The sequence below is a fragment of the Flagellimonas alvinocaridis genome (assembly GCF_004916895.1).
Lineage (GTDB): Bacteria > Bacteroidota > Bacteroidia > Flavobacteriales > Flavobacteriaceae > Flagellimonas > Flagellimonas alvinocaridis.
This window is the reverse complement of sequence record NZ_SNTZ01000002.1, coordinates 159004-178450: the sequence shown is the minus strand read 5'-3', so window position 1 is coordinate 178450 and position 19447 is coordinate 159004. Positions and strand designations below refer to the sequence as shown.

Sequence of the window (19447 nt, the reverse complement as noted above, 5' to 3'; positions counted from 1 at the left end):
CCAATTAAATTGGAGCAACCAATCATTTTTATACTTTTAGGACTGGCGCAAGGTTTTAAACGCCATTTTTAACAAATTATTGCGTATTTACTTACAAATTAGAAGTCAAACTTATAGGATACTCCTGCCAAAGCCTGAAAGCCTTGTACCCTAAAATTGGCCCAACGTTGGTAATCACTGTTGGCAATATTGGATGCTTTTACGAAAACCGAAAGTTGTTCATTAATGTGATACCCCGCATGGGCATTGGCATCAAAAAAGCTATCCAAGGTTACAACGGTAGAGGGAAACTCAAATGGCTCGGCTCCCACCGTAGCCTGTGACACCAAATCATCACGCTCGCCCACATAGAACAAATTGGCCCCAAAATACCATTGATCATTAATTTGGTAATCCATGAACAATGATCCCTTAATGGTGGGCAAGTTCCAAGCGGGATTGTCCGTTTCGGTATCATAATCGTAAAATTCCGCATTGACGCCCAAACTAAAATTACGGTTGACATCCACGTTCAATTCTCCGAAAACACCCAAGGTTTTTACATCATCATAAAAAACCTGGAAGGAATTGCCGTAGTAATAGCTTTTCTCATCATCCCGAAACAGATTCTCAGGGTTTAAGAAAAAGAGTGGTCTCATATTTTCAGCAGTGTAAGACCCTTTTATATTGTACCCGATATTAGAGGTCAACTGTCCTTTGAGCCCCAGATAACCTTCATATTGCCTATCGGTGGGCATCACATTCAATGTGGGTGACACATAGGGGTTATCCATTACAAAATCGTGATAGGAATTCTGTTTTAACTCTCCTTCAATACCACCATAAGCAATCACAGTTTCATCCAATAGTCTATAGGAAGCGGTAACCGCAGGATAAATGTAGAAATTGCTTTCGCTGTTCTCCGTATCCAATCCATACACAAAATTGGCCCCAAGGTTCACGGTCAAATCATCCCGCAAGATCAAAAGGCTTGGGGAGACCCCAGCTTGAAAATGGCTATAGTTGATTTCACTATCATTGGCGGTATTGTTCAGGGAGGCATTCTTGAAATTCCCGTTCACATAGTCCAACTTGGCACTAATGGTCACGAGTTCTTCCGTAATGGGCAATTCCAAAGTAGGATTGACGACCACACGATTTTCACCAGACTCTGTGGCATCCCAAAAGCGGCGCAACAAGATATTTCCGGTCTTGAAGAATGAATCCTCCATGTTGAGATGCGCCTTAGCCTCGGCATTGAAATAGTTTTGCTGTTCGTCCATGGCGGCCACCGTTGCTTCGTCAAACGCACCGTTTTCAATTCCATACCAGTTGTACAATTGATGTTGCAGCCCAATGCTGGCACCCCAATCCATATACCGGTCCTTTTTAGCGTAAGAGGCATTCAGTTTGGTGTTGTAAAAATCGGTTTCCAATGGGGTTGAATCCAAATCCCCACGAGATGAGTGATGTGAGAGCCCAAAATCCAACAAATCCTCTCCCCGATTAAATTCCCTGCTGGTATATACATCCACCAAGGCATTATTGTAATTGCCCAACCCCACCGAGGCATAGGAATTGTATAAAGTAGGCGCAGGGGTTCTTTCCACTCCAGAAGCCTTTCCTTTTGCCGGGGTAAAGGTTGAGGCCACAGGGACCGAAAAAATACTGTAATCGATTTTTTTCTTTTGCAGTACTATGGAATCATTGAGGTTGGGCGCCGATTTTATCTTGAAGGCATCCGAAACGGTAGGGGAATACGGTTTTACCACCGTTACCGTTTCCGTACCAATGTCATCGGTTTCTTGGGCGACAACGATTCCGCAAAGGCTCAAAAATAGTAGTGAAAGTATATAGGTTCTCTTTTGCATGTTGTGTCTCAATTTAGTTTCCGTTGGGATCTACTGAAGAATTGCTTTCGGCCTGTTTGGCCTTGATCACGGTGAGCTCCCCTTTGGCTTCGGCCACGATGTCATCAAACTCGGCAAAGTTGGAGATTACACTTTCCAGAATATAGGTAGCTTGAAAGGCATCACCCAAGTTGTAGAAGTTTTTGGCCATGATCACCAACCCTTTTCCACCCCACTCCTTGTATCCGGAATAATCCTTTGCCAATTTCTGAACGGCTACATTTGACCCTTCAAAATCCTGCTCTTGGTTTTTGAAGTAGGCATCGTAATACCAAGCTTCGGCCGCCAACTCGCCCGTGGCAATTTTCTTCACATCCTGATAAGCGGTCTTGGCCAGGGCCTCATTGTTTGTTGCAATAGCTGAACGTGCTATCATGATTTGGGCATCGCTTTTGATGCGATCATCAATTTTGGGTGCTTTCAGTACTTTCTCAGCGTAGGCGATGGTCTGACGGTAATCCTCTTGTCCATAATACCCTTTCATCAAATTGGATTGTGCAAAGGTTCGGTTTTCCACAATGTCCGCACTACTTTCCAACTGTTTTAAATAGGGGATGGCGCTTTTGTAATCCTGTTTTTCTACATAGATTTCACATACACGGGTAAGGGCCTGCTCTGTATATTCGCCATTTCCACTACTGGCCACCGCCTGATATTTGGACAGGGCCTTATCCTTTTCTCCTTTGGAGAAGTACAATTGGGCCAATGAAAAATTGGCGTTTTGGGCATGGAGACCATTGGGAAATTCCTTTAGATAATCTTCATACCCTCTAATTGCGGCATCCGTCTTTCCTTCCACATATTTTCGGTCGGCCGATTCAAAACTGGCATTGTCCAGTTCGGCATCGGTAACTTCCACGAAATCCAGATTTCGGGCCCAAGCGGCATACTCACTTACCCTTCCTTCATCCACATAGACCAATTTGGCCGTGGCCACCGCCTGTTTGGCCTCTGGGGTGTTGGGATACTTCTGGACCACTTCCTTGAGCTTGTCCAATGCCTGTTGGTTCCTACTGGCATTGTAGTGTACCAATCCCTGCCTCAACATTCCCCGAGGAGCAAACTTGCTCTGTGAATATTCTGCCACCAATCGGTCATAGGTTCTCAACCCTTCGCTTTCCTGGCCATTTTTAACGTATGAATTCCCCAATTCAAAAAGGGCATCATCGCGCAAAGTAGATGTTGGATATCGGGTCAAAAATTCGTTCAAGCCTTCAATTTTGGCCGAATTGTCTCCTAAAAATCCGCTGCTGAGTGTTTTCTGAAAAGCAGCATAATCCCGTTCAGGGCCATTCATTTTAGAGGATTCATCATAGGCTCTCATAGCCAATTGGTATTTGCTGGTCACAAAATAGCTGTCCCCCAATCGCAAATAGCCGTCGTTCTTCCGTTGGTCATCAAGGGTAGTGGAATTGACTACATTTTTGAAATAGGCTATAGCATTGTTGTAATCCTTCAACTTAAAATAACAATATCCTAGATTGTAATCGAGTTCTTGAGATTCTGGCATGGATTTGGCCGCTGGCAACCCTTGCAGTTTAACAAAATCCACCAAGGCTTCCTCAAAACGGTCCAATCTATAGGCCGATTCCGCTTTCCAGTAAAGTGCCCTAGCTTCAAATCCCTTGTTTTCCGCACTCTTCAACGACTTGGAAAATCGTTCCGAAGCGGCCTCATAATCTCCATCGATAAAGAGTTCCACCCCACGATAGAAAGCCACTTTTTGGTAGGTCTCCTTACTCGCGTAGTTTTTATTTTCCTCCAACAGCTGCATGGCTCCCTCAAAATTTTTGGATGTGATGTACGAATCCACCAAAAGCTCTTGAATTTCCAATTGGTACTTATCCTTTGGATATTTTTCAAGATAAGAGGTCAATACTTGTGGAACAGGTTCGTAGGCATTTCCAACTTCATAACTGAGCCTTGCGTAGTTGAGAAAAGCATCTTTTTGGATTTCTGGACTGAATTCCATTTGGGAAGCATTCCGAAATGCATTGAGGGCCTCCGATTTTTTGTCCAGCTTCAGGTAGCATTCCGCTAAATGGTAATAGGCATTCTGCGACACGTTGTTGTTACCTCCTATAATTTTATTGAACTGTTGGATGGCATTTTCATAGTCTCCTTGCTTGTAATGACTGTAACCCAACAGATAGTAATCCGTGTTGCTCCATTTGCCTCGTTTGCCTTTGTATTCTTCCAAATAGGGAATAGCTTCGGCATATTGCTTCAAGTTAAAATAGCTTTCTCCTATAATTTTGTTGAGTTCGGAAACTTCTTGTCTATTGGATTTGGGCAATTGTTTTTTGGCCATGGCAATGGCCTCCTCGAACTTGCCCAGTTTAAAATTCAAGTCCGCTTGGTAATACGATAGTTTTTCGTTTAGTACATCTTGGTCGGTAATCTGGTCGAAGCGCGCGGTGGCCTGATCATAGTCATCTTGCTCATAGGCAATGTAACCTAAATAGTATTTGGCCTGCGACCCATATTTTTGGGAAGTGCTCACCTTGTTCAAATAGCGTTCGGCCTCTTGTGGTCTTTTGGAAGCATAGAGGGCATATCCGTTATTGAAGTTGAACCGTTCCTTATCCGAATACGCCATGGCGGATTCATCCACTTTCTTGTACCATTTTAGGGCGTAGGGATATTTCCCGGTCTCAAAATAATAATCGGCCACATCTAAAAATGCGGAATTCCTTTTGGTGGAAGTTGGATATCGCTCCACAAAATCCTCCATCATTTTATCGGCTCCGCGTTGATTCAACCGGATGGCGGCATTGGCAGCATAGTAAGCGCTGTTGGCCTCGGTCTCTTGGTCCTTGGTACTGGCCTTTACCGTTTCAAAAATGGTCTGTGCTGCTTGGTACTGTTGGTTGTTGTAGAGTGCCAAAGCATCTTGGTATGCTTTGTTTTCGTGGGTATATACTTTGGTTTCCTGTGCCGAAAGCACAAAAAAAGTTCCCAATACCATGGGAATAAGAAGGAGGTCTTTTCGATTCATAGTGTTCTACGCTGTTCTCGACTAACTTTTACCATAACGTCAAAATTTGAGCCAAAGTATGTTGGGACCGTAATATGTCGAATTTGCATTGGTATTCCTTGGCTGTTTTTCAAGAATTGCTACTTTTGATTTTAAGGCTCGATTACCTCTAGAGCTTTTCTAACCTCAAAAATAACAATGTCATCAACATCTTGTCCAAATTCAAGGACAATCCATGACATTTTTATTTCACACTTCAATCTCACCGTTTTGATCATGGGTAACAACCTCTATCGCCCTGACCGGACACATTTTTATTATTAATTTTTAATTCAATCACTAAGCCATGATCTATGCCATCATTCTTTTCATTGCATTTCTTTCTCTAATCATTTTCCTGTTCAACAATTTAATTGCCAAAAAGAACAAGGTCCATGAAGCTTTTAGCAGTATAGATGTTATGTTGAAAAAACGGACGGACTTGATTCCCCAACTGGTAAAAACAGTAAAGGGCTATATGGTCCATGAGCGTGAAACCCTCTCCGAAATCACCAAACTGCGAGAAAAAATCATGAATCAAAATCTTACCAACGAAGAACGATTTAACCTGGAAAGCCAGTTGAACCAAATGCTAGGGAAGCTCCACATTGCTGTTGAAGCATACCCTGACCTAAAATCAAGTGAAAATTTCCTGTTGCTCCAATCCAGCCTGAACGAAGTGGAAGAACAGCTCTCTGCCGCAAGAAGATCTTATAACGCAGCCGTAAATTCTTTTAATAATGTCTTGGAAATGTTCCCTTCCAACTTTATGGGCAAAATCATGGGATATTCCTCAAAAACCTTCTTCATCATTGACCCATTGGAAGCGGAACCCCCAATAATATCCTTTGAACAATAGTTTGGGATGATGGATCTTACAACCCTAAAAAGAGAACTCCTCCCCTTGCTGAAAAAAGCAGAAAAAGTGAGAAAGCGCTATCGATTCTTCAAAATCGGAAGTGCTTTGTTCATTGTCATCATTCTTCTGGGATTTACCTCCTTGCCCATCTTCATGTATGCCAACAGTACCAGTTATCTCAAATGGATGAGCAAGCTTTCCGAGGCCAATTCATGGTTTTCCTTTCAAACCTTCATGGTGCTGTACTGGATTCCATTTTTTGTGTTCTTGACAGCATCACAAAACTTGAAAAACAAGTACAAAGGGGCGGAAAGGGAAATTCTAAAAACCCTTCTCAAGAAAACAGCCCCTGAGTTTGCATTCAATGAAAACCTACAGATCACTTCCAAAGAGATAGAGGCTAGTAAATTGATTCCCAACTATCTACAGGTTGATACCACAAAAAGCCATACACAACATAAGGTCCACAATCTCAACTTTGGCCTCTTATCTGGAAAAATACGGGAGACTTCCATAAAGATGGGTGATGTAAAAATCCTCAATCAAAGCCTTTACGGTTCCTATCTTATGTACATTCCCTTTTTTACACATTTTTTGTTGTTCTCCACTTATCTAAGACCATGGCTTTCAAAAAAGCATAGCATTGAACAGACCGGAAGCAGTTTCCTGGGCATGTTTGCCATCATGGACTTCAACAAAAGATTCAATGGCACCACCGTTGTCCTTCCCGATCGTTTTGAAAAAAGAGTGGGATATCTCGCAAAGACCTTTCAACAATTAAACCTCAACCGAGACCCGTTGGTCAACCTTGAAGACCCTGAGTTTGAAAAAGAGTTTGTGGTCTATAGTACCGACCAGGTGGAAGCGCGCTACATTTTGACCCCATCCTTGATGCAACGAATCACAAGGCTAAAAAGAAAAATAAACAAACCCATTATGCTTTCATTCAAGGGAAACAGACTGTACATGGGGGTTAAACACCCATATGGCTTTTTTAGTTTGAACGAAAGCAAGAACTTAACCACCTCAAATGCCATTGAGGTTTTCTATGAAGATATTACTGCAGCCATGGACATTGTCGAGGATTTAAACCTGAACACCAAAATCTGGAAACAATAATACGGTAGACCCATCAAAACTTGCATTAACGATTTATTTTGATACTATTACAGTAAATTCAAATACTTTTGTATTGTTTCCTGAAGATATATTATGCCTGAAACCATTGTAAAATTAGAGGATGTAGCCATATTCCAAAATGAGAACCTTGTACTGAAGGATATTGATCTTGAAGTAAAAAAGGGGGAATTTGTATATGTCATTGGAAAAACCGGTAGCGGTAAAAGTAGTTTTATGAAAACGCTATATGCCGATATTCCGCTAAAACAAGGGTCTGGCAATGTAGTAGATTTTGACCTAAGAAAACTTCAAGAAAAAGAAATCCCTTTTCTTCGAAGAAAACTGGGTATTGTTTTTCAGGATTTTAAGCTGCTCCCCGATCGCAATGTGAACAACAATCTTCTTTTTGTACTCAAGGCTACCGGCTGGACCGACCCGTCAAAAATGAATTCCAAAATAGAAGAAGTTCTGGACAAGGTGGGCATGAAGACCAAAGGTTTTAAATATCCGCATGAACTTTCTGGAGGAGAACAACAACGTATAGCCATTGCCCGTGCCCTTTTGAACGACCCTGAGCTTATTCTTGCCGATGAGCCAACGGGAAATCTGGATCCGCAGACCAGTGTGGAAGTAATGAAGGTTCTTCAGGAAATCAATCAAAATGGACGTACGATCATCATGGCAACCCATGACTATGCTTTAATTTTAAAATACCCTCATAAAACTTTAAAATGTGATGGCAGCAAGGTCTTTGAAGTCATCCAAAAAGCAGTTTAGTACATATCCGCTGTCATATAAACGCCAAAAAATGTCAGAAAGAAGAGGTAAATGACGATCATTGTGCATAGTTTGCCACCAAAACTTTGACCACCAAAAGTTTTTTTGTTTCTTTTGCCTAAACAAAAATTCCTTCCATTTATGGAAATTCTTGGTATCGACATCGGTGGATCGGGCATTAAAGGAGCTTTGGTCAATGCCGAAACTGGCGAAATGTTAACCGAACGACATCGAATTCCCACTCCTAAATCCCGAAAACCACAAGAAATGGCCAAGGTAGTGGCCGAAATTGTGGACCACTTTAATTATAGTGGCCCTGTTGGATGTGGTTTCCCTACCATTGTAAAAAACGGAGTTTGTATTTCTCCTGGAAATCTTGACCCCAGTTGGGTTGGTGTTAACATCGATGAACTATTTACCGAAGCCACCGGACATGAGGTCACCGTATTGAACGATGCAGATGCCGCTGGTTATGCTTCCATGAACTACGGTGCCGGAAAGGGACAGGATGGCCTTGTGATCATGATTACCATTGGTACCGGATTGGGAAGCGGTGCTTTCTACAATGGCGTTCTACTTCCCAATTTTGAATTGGGGCAGATTCCTTATAAGAAATATAAGAAGATTGAAAAATGGGCTGCCGCCTCTGCTAAGGAACGTGAGGGCCTTAGCTATAAAAAATGGGGCAAGCGTTTCAACAAATTCCTGAATTTGGTGGAATTGATTGTTAATCCTGACTTGATTATTGTTGGTGGAGGCACATCAAAAGACTGGGATCAGTTTAAACATCTCATCGATATTGAAACCAAAGTGGTAAAAGCGGAACTTATGAACCATGCTGGTATTATTGGGGCTGCCGTAGGTTGTTTACGGGAACAACATCACGGGCATTTGCATTGATTTTTAAACACAACAACAAATCCAATCACAAAAATAATTTTGGATACAGGACCATTGTCAGTTCAAGCCTAGTCGAGAACAACAAATAGCGATACCGAAATGCCAAAATAGATAAGTCGTCCTAGCTTAATAAACTTGGAGTCAAAAGCCTAAACAGCTCCTATTCTACCTTGTTACGCTTACGATCTACTTCCTTTAGATAAATCTTTCGAAGTCTAATATGGTTAGGAGTTACCTCAACATACTCATCTTTTTGGATGTATTCCAAGGCCTCTTCCAACGAAAATTTAATAGCGGGTACAATCTTGGCCTTATCATCTGCACCAGCAGAACGAACATTGGAAAGTTTCTTGGTCTTGGTTACGTTTATAGCCATATCGTCTCCCCTAGAGTTTTCACCAATCACCTGACCTTCATAAATTTCCTCTCCCGGATCAATGAAAAACTTACCTCTTTCCTGTAATTTATCAATGGAATAAGGAATAGCAGTTCCATTTTCCATGGAAATCAAGGAACCGTTTAATCGCTGTGCAATGTCTCCTTTCAAGGGTTGGTATTCCTTAAATCGGTGGGCCATAATGGCTTCACCAGCAGTGGCGGTCAATAATTGGTTTCGCAATCCAATAATCCCTCTAGAAGGAATCATGAACTCACAGATCATTCGGGAACCTTTGGCCTCCATACTGATCATTTCTCCTTTTCTAATGGAAACCATTTCCACGGCCTTTCCGGAAACCTCTTCCGGCAAATCTATAGTAAGGTGCTCCACAGGCTCACATTTTACCCCATCCACTTCCTTGATGATTACCTGTGGTTGTCCAATTTGAAGTTCATATCCTTCCCTACGCATGGTCTCGATCAAAACGGAAAGGTGCAATACCCCACGGCCAAATACCATGAATTTATCAGCACTGTTGGTTTCTTGTACCCTTAGGGCCAAGTTTTTCTCCAACTCCTTTTCCAATCTTTCCTTGATATGCCTTGAGGTAACAAATTTTCCATCCTTTCCAAAAAATGGACTGTCATTGATGGTGAACAACATACTCATGGTAGGTTCATCAATGGCGATGGTCTTCAACTTTTCAGGATTCTCGAAATCCGCTACGGTATCCCCTATTTCAAAACCTTCCATACCTACAATGGCACAAATATCGCCAGCAGTTACTTCCGAAACTTTTTGTCTGCCCAAACCCTCAAAGGTGAATAGTTCCTTGATACGGGTCTTTACAATACTGCCATCCCGCTTCACCAAAGAAATCTGTTGTCCTTCCTTTAAAGTACCACGCTGTAATCTACCAATGGCGATTCGTCCGGTAAAGGAGGAAAAATCCAAAGAAGTAATCAACAATTGCGTAGAGCCTTGTTCTGGTTTAAATTCCGGGATATGTTCAACCACCATGTCCAAAAGTGGTTCAATGCTATCTGTAGGTTTCTGCCAATCGGTGCTCATCCAGTTGTTCTTGGCTGAACCATATACCACTGGAAAATCCAATTGCCATTCTTCGGCACCCAATTCAAACATAAGGTCAAATACCTTTTCGTGTACTTCCTCAGGCGTACAGTTTTCCTTATCCACCTTGTTGACGACCACACAGGGTTTCAATCCAAGGTCAATGGCCTTTTGCAATACAAAACGGGTCTGTGGCATAGGGCCTTCAAAGGCATCGACCAACAACAATACCCCATCGGCCATATTTAGGACACGTTCCACCTCTCCACCGAAATCGGCGTGACCAGGAGTATCAATAATATTGATTTTGGTGTCTTTATATTGAACGGATACATTCTTGGAAACAATGGTAATTCCACGTTCACGCTCCAGATCATTGTTGTCCAAAATTAAATCGCCCTTGTTCTCGTTATCCCGAAACAACTGGCAGTGGTACATAATTTTATCAACCAAAGTGGTCTTGCCGTGGTCTACGTGGGCAATGATTGCAATATTCTTGATTTTGGACATAACCTGTTTTTTTAAGGCCGCAAAGATACTGCTATTTTCTACTTGTCAACACGCTAAAGTGTTATTTTTATCTTATTGATTTTGTGCAGGTTCCGAAGTCAACGCCCCACACACCATCTTTTTTCGCTCACGATCCAGCCCAGGCTCAAATTTACTACGGGATAAATGCCCCCTTTAAAAGGCCCTACATAGTATCCTGCCCCGGCATCAATGGAGAAACTTATTCCAGAATTGTAGCTGCGCTGTACCCCATACACCAGGCCTCCATACCCATGAACGCCATCCACCACCCTATTTTCCACTATGCGACTACCGGGTGAGAATATCGCCGCTGATGGTGCCAAATAATTCCCAGAATTACCATAGATGGGTTTTCTTCTCCGCTGTCTTCCGTTGAAATTGTGGTAATATCGGTTCTGGACTGTAATCGCTGGGAAAAAATCCAGGTTTTCCATAGGTTCGGTGCTGGCAGGTTCCAAGGCCATCTGCCAAGCCACTCTTATATCCAAGGTACTGTTCACTCCAAGACCCATTTCATACTCCACACCCGGATTAAAAACATTGATCTTGATTTGCCGTATCTCACAATTCATACCATATTGGGCACGAGAGAAAATACTGGAAAACAAGAACACCATAAAAAGAATACAACGCATTGTAGGTTAATTTGGTAATCATATAACATTTACTTTTTCAAAATAGTATTTTTGCTGAAAAAGATATCCCATGCAATTAGACGCCATTCCACAGATAAAACATACAGATAACAACAACTTTTTATTATTGGCTGGTCCCTGTGCCATTGAAGGTGAAGAGATGGCCATGCGTATAGCGGAAAAAGTAGTGGCCATCACGGATAAATTGCAGATTCCCTATGTGTTCAAAGGGAGTTTCAAGAAGGCCAATCGCAGTCGCATTGATTCCTTTACCGGAATTGGGGACGAAAAGGCATTGAAAATCCTGAGAAAAGTCTCCGAGACTTTCAAGGTGCCCACGGTAACCGACATCCATGAAATCTCTGATGCAAAAATGGCAGCCGAGTATGTGGATGTGCTTCAAATACCGGCATTTTTGGTGCGCCAGACCGATTTGGTGGTTGCCGCTGCAGAAACCGGAAAGGTGGTCAATCTAAAAAAAGGACAGTTCATGAGCCCGGAAAGCATGAAACATGCGGTTACCAAGGTCACGGAAACGGGCAATGAGCAGGCCATTATAACGGATCGAGGTACCATGTTCGGCTATCAAGACATGATTGTTGATTTTAGAGGTATTCCCACCATGAAACAATATGCGCCCGTAGTATTGGATGTGACCCACTCCCTACAACAACCCAATCAATCTTCTGGAGTTACCGGAGGCAGACCGGCCTTGATCGGCACTATGGCCCGCGCAGGTATTGCAGCTGGTGTGGATGGTCTTTTTATGGAAACCCATTTTGACCCAGCAAATGCCAAGAGTGATGGAGCCAATATGCTGGATTTAAGCTTATTGGAAAAATTACTGACCGATTTGACTGCTATCAGACAAACCATTAATTCCCTATAAAAAAGTAACCTCCTCTTTGTCAGTAGCTTAACAAAAAACTTCTATTTTATTTTTAATTAGTCTAAATATTCCTTGCGTGAATACGCAGTGAGATATACATTTGCATTCAAAATTTATTTAGACCAATTATAAATAACCTTATGAAGAATATATTTCTCATCCTCAGTTTTGCGGTATTTTTTGCTTCGCATGCACAAACTGGAAGCCTTAAAGGCAAAGTAATCGATTCAAGAAACAGCGCACTTCCCAACGTAAACATCTCCATTTCCCACACCAGTCTGGGAACTCCAACTGATGATTCAGGAAATTACTTGATCCAGGATCTATCACCAGGCTCCTATACCCTGACATTTTCCATGATCGGGTACGAAACCCAAACTTTTTCAGCTACTGTGGTGGCCAATAGAACAACTTCTGTACCCACGATAGCATTGATTGAAAAGAACGAACAATTGAACGAGGTGGTTGTTGAAGGCCTTCAGAACAAATATGTGGAAAATGAACCCTCCACGTCTTTGAGACTTAAGACCAAGCTGGTTGAACTACCCCAAAATGTTCAGGTAATCAGCGCCGAAATTCTCCAAGACCAACAGGCTACCAGCATCATGGATGGCGTTATCCGCAATGTCAGTGGGGTTACCATGCTGGAACACTGGGGGCATTTTGCCCGTATCAACATGCGTGGTTTTCGCTTGCCTGCGTTCCGAAATGGAATCAACGTTCAAGACAGCTGGGGACCATTGTCCGAGGATATGAACACCGTGGAGCGTATTGAATTTGTAAAAGGTCCTGCCGGATTTATGATGTCTGCCGGAGAACCTGGCGGTTTCTATAATGTAGTGACCAAAAAGCCCACCGAGCAATTCATTGCCAATGCATCTTTTAGCGCAGGTAGTTTTGATTTTTACCGTGGCACCGTTGATGTAAGCGGAAAACTTTCCGAAAACGGAAAGCTATTGGGCCGGTTCAACGCCATGCTACAGACCAGTGACAGCCATAGAGGCAATGAAGATGTCACCCGATATGGAATAGCACCTTCGCTTACCTACAAATTTTCGGACAGGACATCCGTTACCGCAGAAATGAATCTGCAACAAGCCGAATCCTATATCGGTTCAGCCTATATTTTTGCACCCTCCAGTGCTGGGTTCGCCAGCTTGGACAGGGACTTTAAATTCACCAACAACGATTATCCAGTAACTGATATCCAAGAGGTAACCTTCTTTGCCAACCTAAAGCATGAGTTTTCCGATAATTGGAGTGTGGAAGGACAGTTGGGTTATTTGCGCTATGACCAAGTAGGTAATTCAACCTGGTTGCTTTCTTTGGAAGAAAATGGAGATGCATACCGTTATGTTTCCAAATGGGATGCCCTTTCCCTAGGTAAATATGCACAAGTATACCTTTATGGGAATCTCAATACAGGTGGGGTTTCGCACAAAATAATGGGTGGTTTTGATTATAGTGATAAAAAGTATTGGGCTGATTGGTTCGAAACTTCCGTAGTGGATACCACTGCACCTTTCAATATTTTCAATCCAGTATACGGGGATAGCCCTGAACCTGTTTTCAATCGTTCTTCTTCCGTTCAATACAGAAATGGAGGCACCCCTTATGGTGCCAGTACCGTAAGGGCCTATTATGCACAAGATGAAATCGGGTTTATAGACAATCATGTCCGGTTGACCTTGGCAGGTAGATACACCAATCTGTATACCATTGGTAAAACAGAAACAGATGATGTATTTACTCCTCGTGTTGGGTTGAGTGTGGATATCATTCCTTCTTTAACTGCTTATGCACTATACGACCAATCATTTTTGCCACAAAGTGGTGTAAGCAGTTCTGGCGAGTTGCTCAATGACCCCGTTGAAGGAAAAGACATTGAAGGTGGTGTGAAGGCCAATTTCTTTGATGGCCGATTGCGAACCTCCTTGGGTGTTTACAAAATCAATAAGAATAAAATCTTGGTGGGCGACCCGGCTTTTCCCAATGACAACTTCTCCATCTATTCCGGTGAAATAGAATCCAAGGGAATCGAATTTGATGCACAGGGACAAATTACCCCTGAACTGAACATCATCCTTAACTATGCCAATACCAATGTAAAAGATAAATCGGGTAGTCTTGTAGCTGGACATTCCAAACATGTGACCAATGGATGGTTGAACTACAACTTTTCCGAGGCTTCGGCACTAAGTGGATTTGGAACATCTTTGGGGTACCAATACCAAGTGGACCGTTCCACATGGGCCTGGGCCGCAGACAACCAATCCAATCTACCCAACTATTTTAGATTGGATGGAGCACTTTCTTGGAGAAACGACCATTTTAGGGTTCAATTGAACATCAACAACATTTTGGATGAATACCTGTATTCCGGATCAGACTACGGAACCTATCTGTACTGGCAATCTGAACCTGGAATCAACGGCAGGGTAACCGTAGCCTATACTTTTTAACCTAACCTTTATAACGGGCCCATTCACATGGGCCTTTAACACCTTACATCATGAAAACGAATTTTATCGCATTAATGCTCTTGCTTTTTGGCATGGCTACCGCCAACGCCCACTACTTATGGATAGAGACCGAAGGCAATGGAACCTTGGGCCAACCCCATGAAGTACGTGTACACTTTGGGGAATACACCTATGGTGTCATTGAAAAAGTTCAGGGCGAAGCATTCCCATCTGTATCCAAGTTTACCCTTTGGGTAATTGCTCCCGATGGCTCAAAAATTGAGCTGAAAACGACTCCGGAAGAAGAATATTACTTGGCCCATTTCACACCAAATGAGAATGGTGTATACACCGTGGTCATGAACAACAATGAGATAGATGTGATCGATTACACCCAATATGACTTTGGCATTTTCAAAACGCATTACCATTCTACCGCCAAGGTACAGATTGGCAATACAGATGCCGACACCAAAACAGCCAACCCCAATGGCATTGTGGTAAAGCAACTGGCCCATAACGGAAATGAAGTAAAACTCCAGGTGTTGTACAAAGGCCAACCCTTGGCAAAAAACGAACTTCAAATCTATGTGGCGGACCTTTGGTCCAAGACCTTGCATACTGATGATAATGGCGAGGTGTCCTTTGCCCTGCCCTGGAACACCAAGTACATTGTGGAGACCACTACCAAAGAAGAAGTTCCAGGCTCGTACAAGGGAGAGGACTATCAGTTTATTTGGCACTGTGCCACCTACTGTATCAAATAATTTTAAAATAGATCATGGTCACTGGAATCGCTCTCATCCTATTCATTGCCTTTTACCTCCTCTACAGCACTTCCAAAAAAATGACTGGTGTTGGGGTCTTGGGTTTCGAAAAATGGGTAGATAATCACCGTAACACATCCCAATATCTGGGTCTGGGTCTTATGACCATTTCCATACTATTGAGCTGTTGTATATGGGGATTGGGTTCTGGGGCATTTACCTTCTTTGTCCTCCTCATGACAGTGGCCAGTTTGGTTGTCTTACTGGCCCCATTGCGATTGATTTCCTATGCAACTATGGGAGGCACGGTAGTTTTCTTTTTGATTTGTGAACTAGTACTGTTCTAATATGCCAGCCAACAAAAAATACCTGACCAGTTCCCCAACACAGCGTTTCGCCAAAATAACCGCTGCCATTTTGGGAGGGTTAATGGTAGCCGTATTGTTCCACATGGCCTTGGCCAGTTGGTTCAACCATGTTGCCGTTATCATCACCAGTACCTTTTCCGCTTTCATCCTTTGGGCCGTGTTAATGGTATTGGCCTTTTTAGGGAAGAACGGATGGAAAATCTGGGGCATTTATTTGACTGTTTCGCTACTCTTTGGCATGCTTATCTATTTTGGCCATCAAAACCATCCAATCGTATAGACCAACCATGGGAAACCGAATTTACAACATTCTTTTTCACACCCATACCGTTAGCGGTATAGTAATCAGTGTGGCCCTCTATGTTATCTTTTTTACTGGTTCTTTCTCCTTTTTTAGGGATGAGATTGCCAATTGGCAGCGGGGGCACCATGTATCCCAAGAAGACGCCATTGTAACCAGCATGGATTCGCTTCTGACTCATATTTCAAAAGAGTACAATCTTTTGGGGCGTGATGTGGAGATTAGCCATTATTACAATGAGCGAAGTGTAAATGTCAACCTCGGAGCCTCCAAGGATTCCCTTGCATCCGAGGAAGATCAAACCCGTGGTTTTTTCTATTTGGACACTTCGGATAAATCCAAACGGGATTATGTTGGGTCCTACCATTTAGGCGAATTCTTGTACCGACTACACTTTTTGGACCAGATTCCATACCCCTATGGCCGCTATTTGGCCGGATTGGTGGCTTTCTTCTTTCTTTTTGCCATCCTAACCGGTATTTTAGTCCATTGGAACAAAATTGTCTCCAACTTTTATGTGTTCCGCCCTTGGGCCAAAATAAAAGCAATGTGGACCGATGCCCACACCGCTTTGGGCGTGATAGGGTTTCCGTTTCAATTTGTATATGCCGTTACCGGAGCCTTTTTCCTTTTGAAAGGCATATTGATGCTTCCCCTTGTAGCCGGGTTGTATGATGGTGACCAAAACCAACTGTTTGAAGATTTGGAATACAACCATCCCGAATACAGCTATCGGAATGAGAAATTGGACCAATCCATTCGTTTAGACCCTTTGATTGCCAATCTGAAGGAAGAATGGCAAGACTTCAAGGTTACCGAAGCCCATATTTTCAATTATGGGGATACCAACATGCATGTAGTCCTAAGTGGTCATATGGGATATTCCACCAAGCTTAATGGATTGGGACATCGCATCTACAAAATTGCAGATGGTTCCATCGTGGAAGAAAAAATGCCGATAACCAATAATTCCTATCTGGATGGAGTGAAAAATATGATGTTCCGACTACATTTTGGGGATTATGCAGGGAATGGCCTTCGTCTCATCTCCTTTATCCTTGGATTGGTCTCCTGTTTTGTAATTCTATCTGGGATTATGATATGGTTGGTGGCGCGAGACAAAAAGAACATTCCTGAGAAACGACGTAAGTTCAACCATCAAGTGGCCAACATTTACATGGCGATTTGTTTGACCCTTTATCCAGTTACCGCCCTGGAATTTATTGTGGTAAAATTTGCCGAAGAGGTAAATCGAACCTTCTTGTACCGAACTTATTTCCCTATTTGGTTGGTTGCCACCCTCTTTTTCATCTTCAAAAAGGATATTGGCTTCACCAACAAATGGACTTTGCTATCAGGTAGTATTTTGGCGCTGATGGTTCCCATTGCCAATGGCATTGCCTCTGGAAATTGGATGTGGGTCAGCTACAACAACGGCCATCACCATATCTTATTGATAGATTTGCTTTGGATGGTTTTGGGATTGATTACCCTTTGGGTGGCACTCTTCAAGCTCAAGGAGCCCATACCCAATAAAAATACGGTCAAAAGCTAGCCCTATTTCCAAAAACCTTTGTGGTTTACAGAACTGGCATCTTCAAGAATGGCCACAAGTACCTCTGCATCAATTTCCTCGGGTTGGTGATATCTGAGGGATTTCATCACCTTTCTACCTTCGGTGACCATTTTATCCAGATGAACGGTTAAGTGGGCGGAACTCCAAAAACCTACATCTACATACCCCTTTTTGGCAGACGCATTTAGATAACAAAACGGTTTTCCTCCCAAATAATAAAACGGAATACGATACTTATATTTTAATTCCACATCAGGAACTGTGCTCTCCACAAAGACCTGCAATTGCAAAAGAATGCTTTTGAACGGTTCAGATTGATCTAGGATGTATGCTTCGGCGGGGTTCATGTATCAAAAATCAGAATTTGATTCCATTTTACCATTTCTTAATCCAAATTATTTTTCTTGTAAAGCAATAATGTAAGAACGTTTCATACATTTGGAAAAAACCGACCACCATGAAACTTCAACCTCTTTTTCTGTCCTTTTTTGCCTCCGCCGTGATTTTTGCCCAAGAGCATTCGCACACAAGCGCAAGAGCGATTACATTCCCAGATGTTCCCAACTATAAAACCCTAAAAACAGATTTCCATCAGCACACGGTTTTTTCGGATGGAAATGTATGGCCCACCATTAGGGTATCGGAAGCCCTACGGGAAAATTTGGACGTAATTTCCTTAACCGAGCATTTGGAGTATCAACCGCATAAGGAAGATATTCCCCATCCTGACAGAAACCGTTCTTTTGAATTGGCCATGGCCGAAGCCAAAGACCACGAACTGTTGATTATTAATGGTTCTGAGATCACCCGCGGTGCCCCCATGGGTCACAACAATGCCATTTTTATACAAGACGCCAATAAATTGTTGCATGACAAGGCGGAAACTGTTTTTGGGGAAGCCAAAAAACAAGGCGCTTTTGTATTTTGGAACCATCCGGCATGGTATCCCCAATCCCCAAAAGGAAATCCCATTTTAAGTGATTTCCAAAAAGAACGTATCCAAAAAGGAGAATTGCACGGTATAGAAGTCATTAACATGGGGGATTATGCTGAAGAATCATTGGCCTTGGCCTTGGAAAACAACCTGACCATTATGGGTACCAGCGATATCCATGGCCTTATTGATTGGGACTATACTGAAAAAGGCCATAATCGCCCCATTACTTTGGTCTTTGCAAAAGAAAAAACTGCAGCATCGGTTAGAGAAGCTTTGTTTGCAGGGCGGACCGTAGCTGTCTATAACTCCCTTTTGGTTGGGAAGGAAGAAAATCTAATTCCACTATTGGAGGCCTGTATTTCCATTGAAGAAGCTACCTATATCAAAAAAACTTCCATTTTAAAGATAACGCTAAAGAATGAGTCTAGCAGCGATTTGATCTTTGAAAATCAAATGCCCTATACTTTTTATTCCAGCCCCGCCGTGTTTACTGTTCCTGCTGAAGGCACAAAAGTTATTCAGGTTAAAACATTGGAAAAATTGGATTCCCTAACCTTAAATTTAAAAGCATTGGGAGCATATGTTGCGCCAAAACAACATCCTACCGTTCAATGGGAAGTAAAGGTTGAAAACGCGGACTAAGCTACCGAGAAGAGTTCGCGGCCATTGATTTCTGCATCAAAATCCGCACTAATTTTTTTGATGTGCTCCGCTGGGGTTTTGTTGGAAATCCAAATCCATTGGTTATCCATATCAACATCAAAATGAAAACAGGAAAAATCGGCACAACAGTCCCCGTCGAATTTGGATAGGAGGAACTTTGTAATTCTGGGCCTGAGCTTATACTCTAGGTCTATGCAGGCCCTTTTGGCTGAGGCGTCCAGATTCCCGGACAATATCCATTTGAATTTCACTTTAGCCGATATAAGAGAGTCAATATACTAAAAAATGTGCTACACACCATAACACAT

General features: G+C 42.5%; 17 protein-coding genes. 11 read left to right on the top strand and 6 right to left on the bottom strand.

Annotated elements, in window-relative coordinates:
* Positions 1-98 precede the first annotated feature (98 nt).
* Both EZV76_RS06055 and EZV76_RS06050 read right to left on the bottom strand, forming a co-directional pair.
* Positions 99-1850 (bottom strand): TonB-dependent receptor, encoded by a 1752-nt coding sequence (locus EZV76_RS06055; RefSeq protein ID WP_136565708.1) that lies wholly within the window; start codon positions 1848-1850, stop codon positions 99-101.
* A gap of 13 nt (positions 1851-1863) precedes the next feature.
* On the bottom strand, positions 1864-4887 hold the full coding sequence (locus EZV76_RS06050; RefSeq protein ID WP_136565707.1) for a tetratricopeptide repeat protein: 3024 nt from the start codon (positions 4885-4887) through the stop codon (positions 1864-1866).
* 325 nt (positions 4888-5212) lie between these two features.
* Between EZV76_RS06050 and EZV76_RS06045 the strand changes: the two genes are divergently transcribed.
* From EZV76_RS06045 to ppgK, 4 genes are all read left to right on the top strand, one after another.
* Entirely contained in the window at positions 5213-5764 is a 552-nt protein-coding gene (locus EZV76_RS06045; protein ID WP_136565706.1) for a LemA family protein, read from the top strand.
* A 6-nt stretch (positions 5765-5770) separates the two neighbouring features.
* Positions 5771-6883 (top strand): DUF3137 domain-containing protein, encoded by a 1113-nt coding sequence (locus EZV76_RS06040; RefSeq protein ID WP_136565705.1) that lies wholly within the window; start codon positions 5771-5773, stop codon positions 6881-6883.
* A gap of 93 nt (positions 6884-6976) precedes the next feature.
* The gene (locus EZV76_RS06035) at positions 6977-7660 is read left to right on the top strand and encodes a cell division ATP-binding protein FtsE (protein ID WP_136565704.1); all 684 of its coding nucleotides are present in this window, start codon (positions 6977-6979) and stop codon (positions 7658-7660) included.
* A gap of 141 nt (positions 7661-7801) precedes the next feature.
* The gene (gene ppgK / locus EZV76_RS06030) at positions 7802-8560 is read left to right on the top strand and encodes a polyphosphate--glucose phosphotransferase (protein WP_136565703.1); all 759 of its coding nucleotides are present in this window, start codon (positions 7802-7804) and stop codon (positions 8558-8560) included.
* Between the two features lie 160 nt (positions 8561-8720).
* On the opposite strand, the gene typA is transcribed toward ppgK, so the two are convergent.
* Positions 8721-10520 carry a translational GTPase TypA gene (typA, locus tag EZV76_RS06025; protein ID WP_136565702.1) on the bottom strand — a complete coding sequence of 600 codons (1800 nt, stop codon included), beginning with the start codon at positions 10518-10520 and terminating at the stop codon, positions 8721-8723.
* Positions 10521-10618: 98 nt separating this feature from the next.
* Entirely contained in the window at positions 10619-11176 is a 558-nt protein-coding gene (locus tag EZV76_RS06020) for a hypothetical protein (RefSeq protein ID WP_136565701.1), read from the bottom strand.
* Positions 11177-11246: 70 nt separating this feature from the next.
* Here EZV76_RS06020 and kdsA point away from each other — a divergent pair, with 70 nt between their 5' ends.
* From kdsA to EZV76_RS05990, 6 genes are all read left to right on the top strand, one after another.
* Positions 11247-12065, top strand: coding sequence for a 3-deoxy-8-phosphooctulonate synthase (gene kdsA / locus EZV76_RS06015; RefSeq protein WP_136565700.1), 819 nt, complete (start codon positions 11247-11249; stop codon positions 12063-12065).
* Positions 12066-12205: 140 nt separating this feature from the next.
* Positions 12206-14527: a TonB-dependent siderophore receptor gene (locus tag EZV76_RS06010; protein ID WP_136565699.1), complete on the top strand. Its 2322-nt coding sequence runs from the start codon at positions 12206-12208 to the stop codon at positions 14525-14527.
* A 50-nt stretch (positions 14528-14577) separates the two neighbouring features.
* The gene (locus EZV76_RS06005) at positions 14578-15294 is read left to right on the top strand and encodes a DUF4198 domain-containing protein (protein WP_136565698.1); all 717 of its coding nucleotides are present in this window, start codon (positions 14578-14580) and stop codon (positions 15292-15294) included.
* 14 nt (positions 15295-15308) lie between these two features.
* On the top strand, positions 15309-15641 hold the full coding sequence (locus EZV76_RS06000; RefSeq protein ID WP_136565697.1) for a hypothetical protein: 333 nt from the start codon (positions 15309-15311) through the stop codon (positions 15639-15641).
* A gap of 1 nt (position 15642) precedes the next feature.
* Positions 15643-15942 carry a hypothetical protein gene (locus EZV76_RS05995; protein ID WP_136565696.1) on the top strand — a complete coding sequence of 100 codons (300 nt, stop codon included), beginning with the start codon at positions 15643-15645 and terminating at the stop codon, positions 15940-15942.
* 7 nt (positions 15943-15949) lie between these two features.
* Complete coding sequence (locus EZV76_RS05990; RefSeq protein WP_136565695.1) at positions 15950-17518, top strand: PepSY-associated TM helix domain-containing protein; 1569 nt, start codon at positions 15950-15952, stop codon at positions 17516-17518.
* A 2-nt stretch (positions 17519-17520) separates the two neighbouring features.
* On the opposite strand, the gene EZV76_RS05985 is transcribed toward EZV76_RS05990, so the two are convergent.
* On the bottom strand, positions 17521-17886 hold the full coding sequence (locus tag EZV76_RS05985; RefSeq protein ID WP_136565694.1) for a DUF1801 domain-containing protein: 366 nt from the start codon (positions 17884-17886) through the stop codon (positions 17521-17523).
* A gap of 110 nt (positions 17887-17996) precedes the next feature.
* Between EZV76_RS05985 and EZV76_RS05980 the strand changes: the two genes are divergently transcribed.
* Positions 17997-19118, top strand: coding sequence for an Sb-PDE family phosphodiesterase (locus EZV76_RS05980; protein WP_136565693.1), 1122 nt, complete (start codon positions 17997-17999; stop codon positions 19116-19118).
* Here EZV76_RS05980 and EZV76_RS05975 read toward each other — a convergent pair.
* Positions 19115-19390, bottom strand: a complete 276-nt coding sequence (locus tag EZV76_RS05975) for a hypothetical protein (protein WP_136565692.1) — start codon at positions 19388-19390, stop codon at positions 19115-19117. The two genes, EZV76_RS05980 and EZV76_RS05975, sit on opposite strands and share 4 nt — an antisense overlap.
* Between the last annotated feature and the right edge of the window lie 57 nt (positions 19391-19447).

Coding starts and splice junctions, on each gene's coding strand:
- EZV76_RS05980 (WP_136565693.1), top strand. CDS start 17,997: ATGAAACTTCAACCTCTTTTTCTGTCCTTTTTTGCCTCCGCCGTGATT.
- kdsA (WP_136565700.1), top strand. CDS start 11,247: ATGCAATTAGACGCCATTCCACAGATAAAACATACAGATAACAACAAC.
- EZV76_RS05990 (WP_136565695.1), top strand. CDS start 15,950: ATGGGAAACCGAATTTACAACATTCTTTTTCACACCCATACCGTTAGC.
- EZV76_RS05995 (WP_136565696.1), top strand. CDS start 15,643: ATGCCAGCCAACAAAAAATACCTGACCAGTTCCCCAACACAGCGTTTC.
- EZV76_RS06010 (WP_136565699.1), top strand. CDS start 12,206: ATGAAGAATATATTTCTCATCCTCAGTTTTGCGGTATTTTTTGCTTCG.
- typA (WP_136565702.1), bottom strand. CDS start 10,520: ATGTCCAAAATCAAGAATATTGCAATCATTGCCCACGTAGACCACGGC.
- EZV76_RS06005 (WP_136565698.1), top strand. CDS start 14,578: ATGAAAACGAATTTTATCGCATTAATGCTCTTGCTTTTTGGCATGGCT.
- EZV76_RS06020 (WP_136565701.1), bottom strand. CDS start 11,176: ATGCGTTGTATTCTTTTTATGGTGTTCTTGTTTTCCAGTATTTTCTCT.
- EZV76_RS06035 (WP_136565704.1), top strand. CDS start 6,977: ATGCCTGAAACCATTGTAAAATTAGAGGATGTAGCCATATTCCAAAAT.
- EZV76_RS06045 (WP_136565706.1), top strand. CDS start 5,213: ATGATCTATGCCATCATTCTTTTCATTGCATTTCTTTCTCTAATCATT.
- EZV76_RS05985 (WP_136565694.1), bottom strand. CDS start 17,886: ATGAACCCCGCCGAAGCATACATCCTAGATCAATCTGAACCGTTCAAA.
- EZV76_RS06050 (WP_136565707.1), bottom strand. CDS start 4,887: ATGAATCGAAAAGACCTCCTTCTTATTCCCATGGTATTGGGAACTTTT.
- EZV76_RS06055 (WP_136565708.1), bottom strand. CDS start 1,850: ATGCAAAAGAGAACCTATATACTTTCACTACTATTTTTGAGCCTTTGC.
- ppgK (WP_136565703.1), top strand. CDS start 7,802: ATGGAAATTCTTGGTATCGACATCGGTGGATCGGGCATTAAAGGAGCT.
- EZV76_RS06040 (WP_136565705.1), top strand. CDS start 5,771: ATGATGGATCTTACAACCCTAAAAAGAGAACTCCTCCCCTTGCTGAAA.
- EZV76_RS06000 (WP_136565697.1), top strand. CDS start 15,309: ATGGTCACTGGAATCGCTCTCATCCTATTCATTGCCTTTTACCTCCTC.